The following is a 16,204-nucleotide window of genomic DNA, read 5'->3' on the forward strand; positions in this document are numbered from 1 at the left end:
AGAATGGGGAATGCTTCATATAAACTGTATATGAAGCATTTTTTGTGAGGAGGAGCAAAGTGAAGACACTGTATTATAACGGCATAATCCATACGATGAAAGCGCCTGGGGATACTGTGGAGGCGGTACTTGAGGAGGACGGCATAATCCTTCGGACAGGCACAGCAGCACTCGGCAGCATAGCTGATGAGTTGGTGGATCTCGGCGGGAAGACGATGCTTCCCGGCCTCGCAGATACCCACCAGCATCTGATCATGCTGGGAAAGAAGCTGAAGTCCCTCGCACTTCATGAAGTGCAGGATATAGATGAAATGAAGCACCTGATCAATGATTTCGAATCGACACACGAGTGGAATCTGATACTTGGCTACGATGAAAACAACTTCCCGGATCAATACCGGATGTCCCATGATGAACTGGATGCACTGACGGACAGGCCGACACTGGTCACCCGGGTGTGCCAGCATGCCGGCCTGGTCAATACACGGGGGTTGGAACTGCTGGGGCTGGATGGTTCGACAGAGGATCCTGAAGGTGGCTATTACGAACGTGATGAAGATGGAAATCTGACGGGCTGGGCCTATGATAAGGCATTCGAAGCGCTCAGGGCGGCGACGGTCGATGATGATGTAGAGTCGCTGAGCGAGGATATCGAAGTGGCAGTGGATTACCTGTATACTTACGGCATCACAAATGTGCATACGGAGGACATGTCCTATTACGGGCCCTACGAGCTGCCGCTTGAAGCCTATATGAAGACGCTCGGTCCGGACAGGAAGAAATTCAGGGTCAATCTGCTCAGGCATGAAGCCGTCTATGATGAGATGGTCCGGGACGCCCCCTCCTTCCTCAAAGGATGGGTCGAAAAAGACGCGATGAAGCTGTTCATGGATGGTGCCTTCGGCGGCAAGACGGCGCTGGTCAAAGCACCATATGAAGGGACGGATGACCATGGCATCCAGATCCATTCAGTCGAAGCACTCGAGTCACTGGTCAGGAAAGCCAGGGCCAATGGAGACGCTATTGCAGTGCATGTCATCGGTGACAGGGCATGTGAACTGGTGGTGGATGCGATCGAGAAGTATCCGGTCCCGGAAGGAAAGCATGACCGTCTGATCCACTGCAGCCTGCTGGATGCCTCGCTGATCGAAAGGATGTCGAGACTGGCCGTCATCTGTGATGTTCAGCCGACCTTCCTGACATCCGACATGCCATGGGTCGAATCCTACCTTGGATCAGAACGGATGGAATATCTCTATGCTTTCCGGACGATGCAGGCGCACGGTCTCCTGCTCGGCGGATCATCGGATGCCCCGATAGAAGCGGTCAATCCGCTGCTCGGCATCCATACACTGGTCACACGCAAAGGGGAGACGGGCGTGTATAATGAGGGTGAACGCATCAGCCGGCATGATGCATTCAGAATGTACACACATAACGCTGCGGCAATCATCAACAGGGAGGACCGGGCAGGGCTCATTGCATCCGGATATTATGCTGACTTCGCCATCTTTGACAGGGATGTCATGACGGTCGAAGCGGATGAACTGCTCGAAGCAAAAGTGGAAAAGACAATCATCGACGGCACCACCGTCTACGATTCACATAATTAGAAGGAGGGGTTTGATGGGTTTGAAAATTAGCATTTTCGGTGCAGGACATGGTGGCATCACCGCCGCTGCAGATATGACTGAAAGAGGGCACACGGTCACTCTGTACCAATCTCCGCAGTCCAGTAGGGACTTGAGCAAGATTGAAGAAACAGGTGAAATCAACTTCAATGGATCCCCAGTAAGGATTCACAAGTTCACGAGGGAAGTCGCTGAAGCGGTGCATGATCAGGATGTACTCATGCTTGCCATACCATCCACGGCCATCGAACCCGTTGCAGAAAATATTGCACCATATCTCGAAGACGGGCAGTATATTATGATTAACAGCGCAAGTGCAATGTGCAGCATCCGTTTCAAGCGTGTACTGCACAATATGAAAGCGGACGTGGATGTCAAAGTAGGGGAAACAATGTCCCTTACGTATGCTTCGCGGTATTTCCCTGAAAAGAATGAGGCACAGCTCATCGCCTACAACAGGCACAATCTGTTTGCGGCATATCCTTCCCGCCATACAGAAGAGATGCTCGAAGTATTCAACCGGATGTACGATCACCTTAAACCGGCTGAAAATATCCTTGAGACAACACTCAACAACGGCAATCCGGAAAGCCACCCAGGTCCCTCCATACTGAACGCAGGCCGGATCGACTATGCCGGAGACGAATTCTATCTATATAAGGAAGGCATCACGGAGCATACAGTGAATGTCATCCACCGCATCGACGAGGAACGGCAGGCGATATGCAGGGCCTTGGGCTTTGAAGCCCTTTCGAAATCCGAGAGAAGTGTAAGAAGCGGCTATTTCGAAGACGGAATGAGCCTGCTGGAGCAGTACAACAGCTCCAAAGTGCTGCAGGATATCGTCGGGCCGACGAATCTGGAGAACCGCTATGTAACTGAAGATGTCTCCAACGGTCTGGTTCTATGGGCCAGCATCGGGGACATGGTGGAAGTGGAAACGCCTGTGATGGATGCTGTAATCACATTGACAGGTGTGCTGCTTGACCGGGATTATTTCAAGCAGGGCGTCACCCTGAGCAAGCTGGGCATAGAGAAAACAGATGCAGAACAGCTGAACCAGCTCATGAGATACAATCACACACGGGATTAACAAAAAACCTCTGACAGATGTCAGAGGTTTTTTCATCAGGAGTTCTCTTCCCTTATATCTTTCTGATAATAATCATCGGACTTGAAGAATTCGCGTTTCAATTCAATGATTTTCGGCGACAGCAGTATGACCGCTATTATATTTGGCAGTATGACAAAGAACAGGGTCAAGTCCAGGAATGCCCAGAGTACTGTGGCGCCACCTATTGCACCGATGACGATGGATACGACATAGACGGCCTTCATTACCGTGCCGGCCCAAAGTCCGAAAAGATACTCTGCCTGTCTGGCACCATAGAAGACGACCACTGTAATTGTGGAGAAGACGAAGATGACAAGTGCGAGGGAGACGACCGAGTTGCCGATTGGGCCGAATGCTTCTCCGAATGCACGGGCTGTCAGTGCTTCCCTGACGTTGTCCTCATGCGCGTCGCTATCCTGCCAAACTCCTGTCATGATGACGACGAGGGCTGTAATCGTACAGATGATCAAGGTATCTACAATGATCTGGATGACAGCCCAGAAAGCCTGGCGGATGGGGTGGTCGGTCTTGGCTGCCGCATGGGCGATCGGAGACGTACCCAGACCGGCTTCATTGCTGTAGATGCCGCGGGCGAAGCCCCAGCGTATCGTCTCTGCGAGTACCGCGCCGGCCCCGCCGCCAAGTGCGGCAGTCGGGTTGAATGCCTCTGTAAAGATGAGAGCAAAGGCATCAGGCACTGCAGTGATGTTCATGAAGATGATGATCAGGCCTGCAATGATGTAGAAGCCCGCCATAAAGGGTACAAGGAAGGATGTAACCTTCCCGATACGCTTGACTCCCCCGAATACCACGATGCCTACGGCAACTGCAATGATGATGCCGGTGATCAGCGGACTGAAATCAAAAGATTCCTGGATGGTGCTGGCAACTGAATTGCTTTGCACCATGATGCTCGGAACAAGTTCTATAAGGAGGAAGGTGGCGTACCAGGCGGCAAGGATTTTTCCAACCATCGGCCATTTGATTCCGTTCTTCATGTAGTATGTAGGGCCTCCTACATAATCTCCTGCCGCGTTCTGTTCCCTGTAATGTACACCCAGAGCAGTTTCACCGAATTTCAGAGCCATCCCGAATACGGCGATGACCCACATCCAGAAGACGGCGCCGGGGCCACCGAGCATGATGGCTACAGGCACTCCGACGATATTGGCCGCCCCGATTGTGGAGGACAGGGCGGTGGTCAAAGTCTGGAAAGGTGTGATTGTCCCCTTGCCCTTCGTCTTTTTCCCCACCCTTCCTATAGTCTGCTTAAAGATGTACAGGGGATAGACGAATTGGAAAAACTTTAGTCTGAAAGTGAGATATACACTTGTAAAGAACAGCAGGATGATGATGGGATAGCCCCATAAAAAACTAGATATTGCTGTGATGGTCTCCATATGATCTCTCCTCTAAACCAGGATTTTAAAATTATTCATCAGGAAGCGCATAGACACTGACACTTTGGCTGTCGACATGGAATTCTCCAAAGCCTTCGTCATCAATGGTTACCGTATCCGAACGGGTTTCGGTAAAGTCCACCCATTCTTCACCACTGTGTGCTTCGCCGACATACATCTTTTTGAAGCCTTCTTCCAAGCCGTTGGAAATGATGACAGCACAACCTGAACCTTCGACCGCCTCTTCGCCGAAGCGGACCCAGCCGATGGTATCGGGATGATCGAAATAATCCTCCTGTTTCCCGAGAGCCCGCTTGTGCCTCGCATGGAGCAGCGGGTCTATCGCAGCGGCCATGCCTTCTTTGTCATAATTTCCGTCTATCCCGTAGTAGTCTCCATAGAATACACATGGATAGCCGTCCCGCCTGAGCAGTATCAGCGCATAGGCCGATTGTTTGAACCAGTCAGCCACAAAAGATTCGAGTGACTCACCAGGCTGGGTGTCATGGTTATCGACGAACGTCACAGTATTCCAAGGGTTTTCTTCGACAAGTGTTCCTTCGAAAACCTGAGTCAGATCATAGTTTTCCTTCTCGTTTGCCGCCTCGAAGAGATTATAGTGCAGCTTGACGTCAAAAAGGTCGATGTCGAATTCCACATCTTTCAGAAATCCTTCATTGGCTTCGATCTCCGGGTTCCAGAATTCTCCGAAGAAATATATATCCCGTTCAGCATGTTCCTTTACTGCTTCGATGAACTCGGCGACAAACTTGCTGTCGATATGTTTCACTGCATCAAGCCTGAAGCCATCCACATCCAATGTATCGGTGATCCATTTGCCCCATTCGATCATTTCTTCTTTGACTTCCGGATGGTCATAATCTATATCCGAATACATCAAATAGTCGAAATTGCCGTGTTCATCATCTACATTGTCGCTCCAGTCCTTATCTTCCCCTACGATCTTGAACACGCCGGTACGGTCTTCCTTTGCATCGTAGTCGACACCGACGAAATGAGTGAAGTTCCATTCGAAATCGCTGTATTTCTTTTTTCGTCCGGGAAATTTGAACTGCGTGTATCCTTCGATATCAAAGGGTTCGGATATTTCCTTTTCCCGGTCATTGGGATCCACTTCTATCACCTGGAATGTTTCCGTGTCGTCTCCTCCTGCTTTGTGGTTCATGACGAGGTCGATGTAGACGAGAAGGTCTGCTTCCTTGCACGCTGCGATGGCTGCCTCCAACTGCTTGCGTGTACCGTACTTCGTCCGGACTTCCCCCTTCTGGTCGAATTCTCCCAGATCATAGACATCATATACGGCATACCCTTGATTGGAGGGATGGTCCGCCTTGGTCGGCGGTGGCAGCCAAACTGCGTCGACTCCCATGTCCTTCACTTCCTGAGCCCTCTCTTTTAAACGGTCCCAGTGGGCACCATCGGCTGGCAGATGCCATTCGAAATATTGCATGAGTGTAAAATTCATATCATTAAAGTCCTTTCTATAGTTCGTACCCAACATATAGCCCTTTTAGAACACATGTAACCAAAAAACTTCATGGTATTAGTCTGAAAATATAAATAATTATAACATACAAAGCATCCGTTTTTTTCCTCAAATAAAATTAAATTGAAATCCGGTCGGGCATACACAAAGTGTTTGGAACTTTTTTATTTTATAGATATCGGGATATGTTATCATGATAATATTGAATCTAGGCATAAAAGGAGAATTTAAATGGTCACTAAAGAGCAAGTGGAAGAAATAGTTGGTAATATAGATGATCCGATACTTAATGTGCCAATTAAGGAAACAGGCGGCATTAGGGAAATCAGCATCAAGGAAGAAAAGAACCATGTGAGTGTCAAAGTCGCAATCGGCCGACTTGGTGGTCAGGAACAGCTGGACCTGCAGATGAAAGTCGTCAATCTGCTGAAAGAAGAGGGTGCTGAAACAGTCGGGCTGAGGTTTGATGAACTGGATGAAGAAGTGATAGAAAAGCATCGTGGCACTTCAGGCAGTGAAGTCGAAAATCGTTTCAAGGACAACAATACCCAATTTATCGCCGTGGCTTCGGGCAAAGGCGGAGTGGGAAAATCCACTGTCGCAGTCAATCTGGCGGTAGCACTTGCTGAAAAAGGTAAGAAGGTCGGCATAATTGATGCGGATATCTATGGCTTCAGTGTCCCGGACATGATGGGCATCACTGAAAAGCCGGGTATTGAAGACCAGACCATCATACCGGTAGAGCGTTTCGGAGTGAAAGTCATTTCCATGGCTTTCTTCGTCGAAGAGAACACGCCGGTCATCTGGAGAGGCCCGATGCTCGGCAAGATGATCAGCAGCTTCTTCAATGAAGTGGAATGGGGAGATCTGGACTATCTGCTGCTTGACCTCCCGCCAGGAACAGGCGATGTGGCATTGGATGTCCACCAGCTGCTGCCGCACAGCAAGGAAATCATTGTGACGACACCACATCCGACAGCTGCATTTGTAGCTGCACGGGCAGGTGCGATGGCACAGCATACGGACCACGACATCATCGGGGTAATCGAGAACATGAGCTACTTCGAGAGTGAACTGACACAGGAGAAGGAATACGTTTTCGGTAAAGGTGGCGGGGAGAAGCTCGCGCAGGAACTGCAGGCCCCACTGCTCGGACAGCTGCCACTCGGACAGCCGGAATGGAATGAAACAGATTTCGCGCCTTCCGTATATACAAAAGAGCATAAGATCGGTGAAATATACAGAAACATCGCAGACAATGTAATCAAAGAGGGCGAATAGCGCGGAGGAATCACAGTATGACATCGAAATACCTAGTCAGATTTTATTTTAGAACGCTTCTCCTTGGCATGGTGATCACGGCCATCGTCAGTCTGGTCACAGAATACCAGAATGTAACGCGTTATTTGCTTGAGGGCCAGTTTGGTGAATTCTTTGCCGGATTGATCTGGTTCCTGGGCTATGGCCTTCTGATTGCCACGGTCAGCCAGGTCGCTTTCTTCATATATCTGTTCCTCCACCCCCTTGGCATGGGCATATTCAGGAAGCTGTGGCCCTATGTGCAGTTGCTGCTTGTCATGTATGCTGCATTTGACCTGTTCTATGTCAGGTTCTACAGGGTAGGTGCTGAAGCGGGGCAGGTATGGAGCTATATATGGATACCGATCCTTGTCATCGTTTCAGGATTCATCGTGGCTAGATGGAAGGACAGGGAGTCGCCAGGGACCCAGCTTTTCATCCCGGCTCTCTTCTACATGATATTCATGACATCCGTTACACTCATTCCATTCATAACTGTAGAAGACACGTCATGGATCTATAGATCGGTCTTCACCCTAATCGTCTGCAACGCATTCCAGCTGCTGATGCTTCCGAAATATATAGAAGCATCCGAAAAAGAGAAGGTTGAACGCGGTAGAATGACAAAAGCGGATATCAATGAACAGAAGAGGACCGAGAGGGAACAGGAACAAACGGCACAGAAGAACAAGGAAAAGGCGCAGGGCAAGCAGAGAAACACAATGAATTATAAAAACAAGACACGGCAAAAAGACCGTCAGGGCAAGTGATTGAGGGCAGTGCAAAGCACTGCCTTTTTATTATGGTGTAACACTACAATTTTAAAATCGGAGGAATCGTTGACACTCGCCTGTTAAACTTGGTATGATATGAAAGTCGCTGAAACAGAGACGACAAAACACGAGCGTTGAACAGCGAGTCACTTCAAAAGAATTTAAAAAAGTGGTTGCAAACAAAACGTCAACGTGTTATGATAGAGAAGTCGCTGAAAACGGCGAAGAAACAACAAAGAGTGAACGAGGCAACCAAAAAGAAAGAAAAAAGTGGTTGCAAACAAATTGCTCAAATGCTACAATTATTAAGCAGTCAAAACAGAGAACATTGAAAACTGAATGACAATATGTCAACGTTAATTCCGAAAAAAACGAATGCTCCGGCATTCACTTGGGCGACAAGTAAAACCGCAACGGAGTCAGAGAACTTCCAATTATGGAGAGTTTGATCCTGGCTCAGGATGAACGCTGGCGGCGTGCCTAATACATGCAAGTCGAACGCGCGGATCAGGAGCTTGCTCCTGTGACGCGAGTGGCGGACGGGTGAGTAACACGTAGGCAACCTGCCCATCAGACCGGGATAACCACGGGAAACCGTGGCTAATACCGGATAATCCTTTTCCACACAGGTGGGGAAGTTGAAAGGCGGTCTTTTGGCTGTCACTGGTGGATGGGCCTGCGGCGCATTAGCTGGTTGGTGGGGTAATGGCCCACCAAGGCGACGATGCGTAGCCGACCTGAGAGGGTGATCGGCCACACTGGGACTGAGACACGGCCCAGACTCCTACGGGAGGCAGCAGTAGGGAATCTTCCGCAATGGACGAAAGTCTGACGGAGCAACGCCGCGTGAGTGAAGAAGGGTTTCGGCTCGTAAAACTCTGTTGTCAGGGAAGAACGCCGACGGGAGTAACTGCCCGTCGGGTGACGGTACCTGACCAGAAAGCCACGGCTAACTACGTGCCAGCAGCCGCGGTAATACGTAGGTGGCAAGCGTTATCCGGAATTATTGGGCGTAAAGCGCGCGTAGGCGGTTCGTTAAGTCTGATGTGAAAGCCCCCGGCTCAACCGGGGAGGGTCATTGGAAACTGGCGGACTTGAGTGCAGAAGAGGAGAGTGGAATTCCATGTGTAGCGGTGAAATGCGCAGAGATATGGAGGAACACCAGTGGCGAAGGCGGCTCTCTGGTCTGCAACTGACGCTGAGGTGCGAAAGCGTGGGGATCAAACAGGATTAGATACCCTGGTAGTCCACGCCGTAAACGATGAGTGCTAAGTGTTAGGGGGTTTCCGCCCCTTAGTGCTGCAGCTAACGCATTAAGCACTCCGCCTGGGGAGTACGGCCGCAAGGTTGAAACTCAAAGGAATTGACGGGGACCCGCACAAGCGGTGGAGCATGTGGTTTAATTCGAAGCAACGCGAAGAACCTTACCAAATCTTGACATCCTCTGACCACCCTGGAGACAGGGCTTCCCTTCGGGGCAGAGTGACAGGTGGTGCATGGTTGTCGTCAGCTCGTGTCGTGAGATGTTGGGTTAAGTCCCGCAACGAGCGCAACCCTTATTACTAGTTGCCAGCATTCAGTTGGGCACTCTAGTGAGACTGCCGGTGACAAACCGGAGGAAGGTGGGGATGACGTCAAATCATCATGCCCCTTATGATTTGGGCTACACACGTGCTACAATGGACAGGTTACAAAGGGCAGCCAGACCGCGAGGTTGAGCGAATCCCATAAAACTGTTCTCAGTTCGGATTGGAGTCTGCAACTCGACTCCATGAAGCTGGAATCGCTAGTAATCGTGGATCAGAATGCCACGGTGAATACGTTCCCGGGTCTTGTACACACCGCCCGTCACACCACGAAAGTCGGTAACACCTGAAGCCGGTGGGCCAACCCTTTGGGGGGCAGCCGTCGAAGGTGGGACCGATGATTGGGGTGAAGTCGTAACAAGGTAGCCGTATCGGAAGGTGCGGCTGGATCACCTCCTTTCTAAGGATATTACAGGAGACATCTGCTCCGGCAGATGTAGCGGAACCGTTGACATATTGTATTCAGTTTTGAATGGTCTTATTTGGCTATTCTCCATGTACATTGAAAACCGTATAGAAACAATGCGAAAAATGATTTTTAACCGAAAATCTAGCGTAGAAAACCGAGAACCGAAAGAGTTCAAAAAAACACGCGTTGTGTCAGCTTCGGCTGGCACACTCACAATTTCATTGCGATTAAGTAATGAAGGGCGCACGGTGGATGCCTTGGCACCAAGAGCCGATGAAGGACGGAACCAACACCGATATGCTCTGGGGAGCTGTAAGTAAGCGTTGAACCAGAGATTTCCGAATGGGGGAACCCCGCACATTAGTGCGACTGTCCGGTGAATACATAGCCGGACAGAGGTAGACCCGGGGAACTGAAACATCTTAGTACCCGGAGGAAGAGAAAGAAAAATCGATTCCCTGAGTAGCGGCGAGCGAAACGGGAAGAGCCCAAACCAGCTTCGGCTGGGGTTGTAGGACACCGATGATACTGCGCATCGCGAGCAGAACGGTCTGGAAAGGCCGGCCATAGGGGGTAACAGTCCCGTATGCGTAGCGATGCAAGGTTGCGGTGGATCCTGAGTACGGCGGAACACGAGGAATTCCGTCGGAATCCGGGAGGACCATCTCCCAAGGCTAAATACTCCTTGGTGACCGATAGTGAACCAGTACCGTGAGGGAAAGGTGAAAAGCACCCCGGAAGGGGAGTGAAATAGAACCTGAAACCGTGTGCTTACAAGTAGTCAGAGCCCGTTTATGGGTGATGGCGTGCCTTTTGTAGAATGAACCGGCGAGTTGCGATTTCATGCAAGGTTAAGCAGAGGATGCGGAGCCGCAGCGAAAGCGAGTCTGAACAGGGCGTTTAGTATGGGGTTGCAGACCCGAAACCAGGTGATCTACCCATGTCCAGGCTGAAGTCCAGGTAACACTGGATGGAGGGCCGAACCGACTTACGTTGAAAAGTGACCGGATGAGGTGTGGGTAGCGGAGAAATTCCAATCGAACCTGGAGATAGCTGGTTCTCTCCGAAATATATTTAGGTATAGCCTCGTGTTAGCATCGTGGAGGTAGAGCACTGTTTGGACGAGGGGCCCATCCCGGGTTACCGAATTCAGACAAACTCCGAATGCCACAGATGTGATGCACGGGAGTCAGACAGCGGGTGATAAGGTCCGTTGTCGAGAGGGAAACAGCCCAGACCACCAGTTAAGGTCCCAAAATATATGTTGAGTGGAAAAGGATGTGGCGTTGCACAGACAACTAGGATGTTGGCTTAGAAGCAGCCATCATTTAAAGAGTGCGTAATAGCTCACTAGTCAAGTGACGCTGCGCCGAAAATGTACCGGGGCTAAACATATTACCGAAACTGTGGATCAATTATATTGATGGTAGGAGAGCGTTCCAATGGCAGGGAAGCATGACCGTGAGGACATGTGGAGCGATTGGAAGTGAGAATGCCGGTGTGAGTAGCGAAAGACGGGTGGGAATCCCGTCCACCGAATGACTAAGGTTTCCAGAGGAAGGCTCGTCCGCTCTGGGTTAGTCGGGACCTAAGCCGAGGCGGAAACGCGTAGGCGATGGACAACAGGCAGAAATTCCTGTACCGGTGATATGTGTTTGAGTGAAGTGGTGACGCAGGAGGAGAAGCAGAGCGTGCGGAAGGAAGAGCACGTCCAAGCATCGAGTCGGCAGGGTAGGCAAATCCGCCCTGTGCCAACGACGAGGTGTGACGGGGAGCCGAAATCTAGTAGGCGAAGCTGTGGATTCACACTGCCAAGAAAAGCTGCTGGCGAATATATCACTGCCCGTACCGCAAACCGACACAGGTAGTTGGGAAGAGAATTCTAAGGTGAGCGAGCGAACTCTCGTTAAGGAACTCGGCAAAATGACCCCGTAACTTCGGGAGAAGGGGTGCTCATGGAGACATGAGCCGCAGTGAATAGGCCCAAGCGACTGTTTATCAAAAACACAGGTCTCTGCCAAACCGAAAGGTGACGTATAGGGGCTGACGCCTGCCCGGTGCTGGAAGGTTAAGAGGAGCGCTCAGCGTAAGCGAAGGTGCGAATCGAAGCCCCAGTAAACGGCGGCCGTAACTATAACGGTCCTAAGGTAGCGAAATTCCTTGTCAGGTAAGTTCTGACCCGCACGAAAGGCGTAACGATTTGGGCACTGTCTCAACGAGAGGCTCGGTGAAATCATAGTACCTGTGAAGATGCAGGTTACCCGCGACAGGACGGAAAGACCCCGTGGAGCTTTACTGTAGCCTGATATTGAATCTTGACCTCACCTGTACAGGATAGGTGGGAGCCGATGAAGTGTGGACGCCAGTCTACATGGAGGCACTGGTGGGATACCACCCTGGTGATGTTGAGATTCTAACCCGCGCCCGTGATCCGGGCGGGAGACAGTGTCAGGTGGACAGTTTGACTGGGGCGGTCGCCTCCCAAAGAGTAACGGAGGCGCTCAAAGGTTCCCTCAGAATGGTTGGAAATCATTCATAGAGTGTAAAGGTATAAGGGAGCTTGACTGCGAGACATACAGGTCGAGCAGGGTCGAAAGACGGACTTAGTGATCCGGTGGTTCCGCATGGAAGGGCCATCGCTCAACGGATAAAAGCTACCCCGGGGATAACAGGCTTATCTCCCCCAAGAGTTCACATCGACGGGGAGGTTTGGCACCTCGATGTCGGCTCATCGCATCCTGGGGCTGTAGTCGGTCCCAAGGGTTGGGCTGTTCGCCCATTAAAGCGGTACGCGAGCTGGGTTCAGAACGTCGTGAGACAGTTCGGTCCCTATCCGTCGTGGGCGTAGGAAATTTGAGAGGCGCTGTCCTTAGTACGAGAGGACCGGGATGGACATACCACTGGTGGACCAGTTGTCGTGCCAACGGCATCGCTGGGTAGCTATGTATGGCCGGGATAAGTGCTGAAAGCATCTAAGCATGAAGCCCCCCTCGAGATGAGATTTCCCCATTAGATCCCTCAGAGATGATGAGGTGGATAGGTTCGGCGTGTAAGTGTGGCGACACATTCAGCGGACGAATACTAATCGATCGATGACTTATTCAATTAATGAAAACCGTGTTGGTTTTCTGCGCAGCGCATTGTTTCTATCCGGTTTTGAATGTATATCATTCAACCTGAATATTGTCCGGTGGCACTGGCGGAGAGGCCCCACCTGTTCCCATGCCGAACACAGCAGTTAAGCTCTCCAGCGCCGATGGTAGTTGGACTGACGTCCCGTGAGAGTAGGACGCCGCCGGGCAATTCATTGTTTTATTCCACAGTAGCTCAGTGGTAGAGCTATCGGCTGTTAACCGATCGGTCGTAGGTTCGAATCCTACCTGTGGAGCCATTTTTTTGTTTAAATACATATATGCTGGCCCGTTGGTCAAGTGGTTAAGACACCGCCCTTTCACGGCGGTAACACGGGTTCGAATCCCGTACGGGTCATTTATTGGAGAATTAGCTCAGCTGGGAGAGCATCTGCCTTACAAGCAGAGGGTCGGCGGTTCGAACCCGTCATTCTCCACCACGGAGGGGTAGCGAAGTGGCTAAACGCGGCGGACTGTAAATCCGCTCCTTCGGGTTCGGCAGTTCGAATCTGCCCCCCTCCATTTTTAAAAGTATTGGGCTATCGCCAAGCGGTAAGGCAACGGTTTTTGGTACCGTCATGCGCAGGTTCGAATCCTGCTAGCCCAGCCATGAGCCATTAGCTCAGTTGGTAGAGCATCTGACTTTTAATCAGAGGGTCAGAGGTTCGAATCCTCTATGGCTCACTAATAAGGCATCTTCCTTTTGGAAGGTGCTTTTTTTGTTAATGCATAAAGCTCTTTTATTCGTATATTCATAAATATTTGCATAAAAATCCAAGGTTGTATACTATAGTATTTATGAGACTGAATGGAAATGGGGATCTTTATGAATCATAATGTACATATTATTGGTGCTGCAACTGCCTTTGGACAGCCTAGACTTGGAGTGGATTTTGGTCCGGATGCCCTGAGGTATGCTGGACTCATCCAGACGTTGAAGAAATTGGGCCTCTCTGTGACCGATAAGGGAAATATCAGAGGAAATTTCAAAGTCGAAGCAGGCCGCCATAGCATCAAGAATGATGATAATCTGTTGAACTATGATGCAGTAAAGGATTTCAATACTGTACTTGCCGGATCAGTGGATGCTTCCGTTTCAAATGGTCATTTCCCTCTGGTACTTGGCGGGGACCATTCCCTGTCCATCGGATCGCTTGCTGGCATCAGCAGGCACTACGACAATTTGGGAGTCATCTGGTATGATGCCCATGGAGATTTGAATGACAGCAGGACCTCTCCATCCGGAAACATTCATGGCATGCCGCTCGGCATATCATGCGGCCTCGGGGATGCTGCTCTGGTCAACCTCTATGACGAAGGCCCGAAAGTGAAGCCTGAAAATATTGTACTTGTAGGCATGCGCGACCTGGATGAGGGAGAAAAGGAATATATCCGTGATAATGGTATCCTGACCTTCACGATGACGGATATCAGATCCAAGGGGATCGACACTGTAATGAAGGAGGCACTGGACCACCTTGCTGGAAAGTGTGATGGCATCCACCTTTCACTTGATGTGGATGGTCTGGACCCGATGGAGACCCCTGGAACGGGAACGCCGGTCGAGGGCGGTCTATCGCTGTCCGAGACCCAGCTGGCGATGAGCATACTGAACCATTCCAACCAGATCACGTCAATGGACCTGGTCGAAGTGAATCCTCTTCTGGATGATAGGAATAAAACAGCTGAGAAAGCTGTGGAAATTGCCGCCTTTCTCTTCGGTAAAAAGCAGCTATAGACAAAAAGAACTGCATCTCTGATGGGATGCAGTTCTTTAATGCCTAGTCTTCTCCTATGGGCATGATCTGGACCTTGTAGTCCTTTGTATTTTTGGTTCCTTTTTTCACGGAGTTGTCCTTCACAAAATTCTTCAGTTCCTTTTTGAACTGCTTGAGATCGTCTTCCTTCATTCTCAAGTTATAGGACATGCTGTCCTTCTTCTTTTCATCAGGGCTGTATTTCAGGAGATCGATGTTGGGAACGACCTTTTTGGCCACAGGTTCGTAGAACTTCTGGATGATGCTGTTCTTCTCCTCGGTCTTCACTACATGAATAATTCCATTCTTAAGAAGCTCGTTCAGGTGATAATGGATTTTGGCCCGGGGGATGTCGAGCTCATCAGCAAGCATCTGGCCGGTTTTCGGTTTCTCGGCAAGCATGTTCAGGAGCTGGATCCTAAAAGGGTCACTGACGCTTTTCAGTTGGGCCAGGTTATCGATAACCAGTAATTTTTTCATGCAGAACACCCCTTATAATGTATATTTATAGTATGATTAAGTATAAAAGCGATGTCAATCAAATGAACATTGATTTTGTTTGCTTGGTCACACTTGTAACATTTGTTGCATATTTGCCAATTTGGTATGATGGAACTGCTAAGACAGTGAAAGGGGCACCATTATGATTGGACAGCGGATCAAGGAAATACGCAATAATAACAATCTGACCCAGGAAGAACTGGCAGACGGCATCATTTCCAGGACATATTTGAGCCTGATTGAAAAGGGAAGCGTGCATCCTTCAACCAATGTATTGATAAAATTGAGCGAAAGGCTCAACTGCTCGGTCAACGATTTTATGCAGGAAGTATCCCATTTCCGGTATAATGATGTGGAGATCCTGAGGGAAATCGCCTATTATGAACAGAAGATGGAACAGGGGGACTACTCGTCTCTCCATTATTTCATAGAGAAGGAGTACGAAGGGGTAGAACAGATCCCGGCACCCGACAGCGGGCGTGTCCACCTTCTCTATGCCAAGTATTTCAAGCATACGGGGGACAGGCGAAAGCTGACGATACATATTGATCGGGCGCTTGCATTGCTCGCGACTGTATCCATCAACCAAGCGTATATCGATGCGGTCATTCTCAAAGTCGGATTATTGGCCGAAGAGGAAGAGCATGAAGCATCACTCGACCTGATGGAAGATACACTGTACACCATACTCCGTTTTTCCGATTTTGATCTTGGAGTCATCAGAATCATGTTTGAGATTGCACAGTGCTATCATGAATGTGGGGAATATCTTACATCTTCCCGTTTCGTTGCACGCATCAAAAAGCATTCCAGAATGCTGAATATCGACTACAGAAGGGACGACCTTTCTCTACTTGAAGGAAAGAACCTCGCTATGCTCGGGAAGGTCAAAGAGCTGGAATCGGTGGTGTCACAATCAAGACTTCCACTGATGCAGCTGCTGGACAGCTATGCAAAATACAGAAACGGAAATATCAGAGCAGCAGAAGAGGGTTTCAAAAATCTTGATTCCGATCCGGAGATGATCAGACAGGATAAAGTCCTTTCCAATATCCATGAAGAATTGGAAGAGAGACTGGGATTTATATGAATGATT

The 16,204-nt window shown here is 49.8% G+C and carries 9 protein-coding genes, 6 tRNA genes and 3 rRNA genes; 15 read left to right on the plus strand and 3 right to left on the minus strand.

All coding sequences use genetic code 11. From position 1 onward, the window contains the following. Nucleotides 1-59: 59 nt before the first annotated feature. Nucleotides 60-1,613: an amidohydrolase gene (locus RQP18_RS01395; protein ID WP_342388391.1), complete on the plus strand. Its 1,554-nt coding sequence runs from the start codon at nt 60-62 to the stop codon at nt 1,611-1,613. 13 nt (nt 1,614-1,626) lie between these two features. Continuing rightward, nucleotides 1,627-2,724: an NAD/NADP octopine/nopaline dehydrogenase family protein gene (locus tag RQP18_RS01400; protein WP_342388392.1), complete on the plus strand. Its 1,098-nt coding sequence runs from the start codon at nt 1,627-1,629 to the stop codon at nt 2,722-2,724. Between the two features lie 35 nt (nt 2,725-2,759). On the opposite strand, the gene RQP18_RS01405 is transcribed toward RQP18_RS01400, so the two are convergent. Both RQP18_RS01405 and RQP18_RS01410 read right to left on the minus strand, forming a co-directional pair. Beyond that, the gene (locus RQP18_RS01405; protein WP_342388393.1) at nt 2,760-4,145 is read right to left on the minus strand and encodes an alanine/glycine:cation symporter family protein; all 1,386 of its coding nucleotides are present in this window, start codon (nt 4,143-4,145) and stop codon (nt 2,760-2,762) included. Between the two features lie 31 nt (nt 4,146-4,176). After that, nucleotides 4,177-5,616, minus strand: coding sequence for an alpha-amylase (locus RQP18_RS01410; RefSeq protein WP_373446102.1), 1,440 nt, complete (start codon nt 5,614-5,616; stop codon nt 4,177-4,179). A gap of 267 nt (nt 5,617-5,883) precedes the next feature. Between RQP18_RS01410 and RQP18_RS01415 the strand changes: the two genes are divergently transcribed. The 12 genes from RQP18_RS01415 to rocF all read left to right on the plus strand — a co-directional run bounded on the left by RQP18_RS01415 (nt 5,884) and on the right by rocF (nt 14,588). Beyond that, entirely contained in the window at nt 5,884-6,933 is a 1,050-nt protein-coding gene (locus RQP18_RS01415) for an Mrp/NBP35 family ATP-binding protein (protein ID WP_342388395.1), read from the plus strand. A gap of 17 nt (nt 6,934-6,950) precedes the next feature. After that, nucleotides 6,951-7,721: a KinB-signaling pathway activation protein gene (locus RQP18_RS01420; RefSeq protein WP_342388396.1), complete on the plus strand. Its 771-nt coding sequence runs from the start codon at nt 6,951-6,953 to the stop codon at nt 7,719-7,721. Nucleotides 7,722-8,157: 436 nt separating this feature from the next. Then, nucleotides 8,158-9,710, plus strand: a 16S ribosomal RNA gene (locus tag RQP18_RS01425). A 234-nt stretch (nt 9,711-9,944) separates the two neighbouring features. Next, nucleotides 9,945-12,824: ribosomal RNA gene (locus tag RQP18_RS01430) — 23S ribosomal RNA — on the plus strand. 81 nt (nt 12,825-12,905) lie between these two features. Next, nucleotides 12,906-13,020 (plus strand): 5S ribosomal RNA (gene rrf, locus RQP18_RS01435). The 16S, 23S and 5S rRNA genes sit together here with 6 tRNA genes alongside, the layout of an rRNA operon. A gap of 15 nt (nt 13,021-13,035) precedes the next feature. Next, a tRNA-Asn gene (locus RQP18_RS01440) sits at nt 13,036-13,110 on the plus strand. A gap of 26 nt (nt 13,111-13,136) precedes the next feature. Then, nucleotides 13,137-13,208 (plus strand) — tRNA-Glu (locus RQP18_RS01445). A gap of 6 nt (nt 13,209-13,214) precedes the next feature. Further along, nucleotides 13,215-13,290: transfer RNA gene (locus RQP18_RS01450), tRNA-Val, on the plus strand. Nucleotide 13,291: 1 nt separating this feature from the next. Then, nucleotides 13,292-13,372 (plus strand) — tRNA-Tyr (locus RQP18_RS01455). A gap of 13 nt (nt 13,373-13,385) precedes the next feature. Beyond that, nucleotides 13,386-13,460 (plus strand) — tRNA-Gln (locus RQP18_RS01460). A 1-nt stretch (nt 13,461) separates the two neighbouring features. Then, nucleotides 13,462-13,534, plus strand: a tRNA-Lys gene (locus tag RQP18_RS01465). A gap of 142 nt (nt 13,535-13,676) precedes the next feature. Continuing rightward, a complete protein-coding gene (gene rocF, locus RQP18_RS01470; protein WP_342388397.1) occupies nt 13,677-14,588 on the plus strand; it encodes an arginase in 912 nt (303 codons plus the stop codon). 43 nt (nt 14,589-14,631) lie between these two features. Here the strand turns inward: rocF and RQP18_RS01475 are convergent, their stop codons facing one another. Beyond that, on the minus strand, nt 14,632-15,087 hold the full coding sequence (locus RQP18_RS01475; RefSeq protein ID WP_342388398.1) for an ArsR/SmtB family transcription factor: 456 nt from the start codon (nt 15,085-15,087) through the stop codon (nt 14,632-14,634). A gap of 163 nt (nt 15,088-15,250) precedes the next feature. Between RQP18_RS01475 and RQP18_RS01480 the strand changes: the two genes are divergently transcribed. Further along, complete coding sequence (locus RQP18_RS01480; RefSeq protein WP_342388399.1) at nt 15,251-16,198, plus strand: helix-turn-helix domain-containing protein; 948 nt, start codon at nt 15,251-15,253, stop codon at nt 16,196-16,198. Nucleotides 16,199-16,204 lie beyond the last annotated feature (6 nt).

The sequence above is a fragment of the Salinicoccus sp. Bachu38 genome, assembly GCF_038561955.2.
Taxonomy (GTDB): domain Bacteria; phylum Bacillota; class Bacilli; order Staphylococcales; family Salinicoccaceae; genus Salinicoccus; species Salinicoccus bachuensis.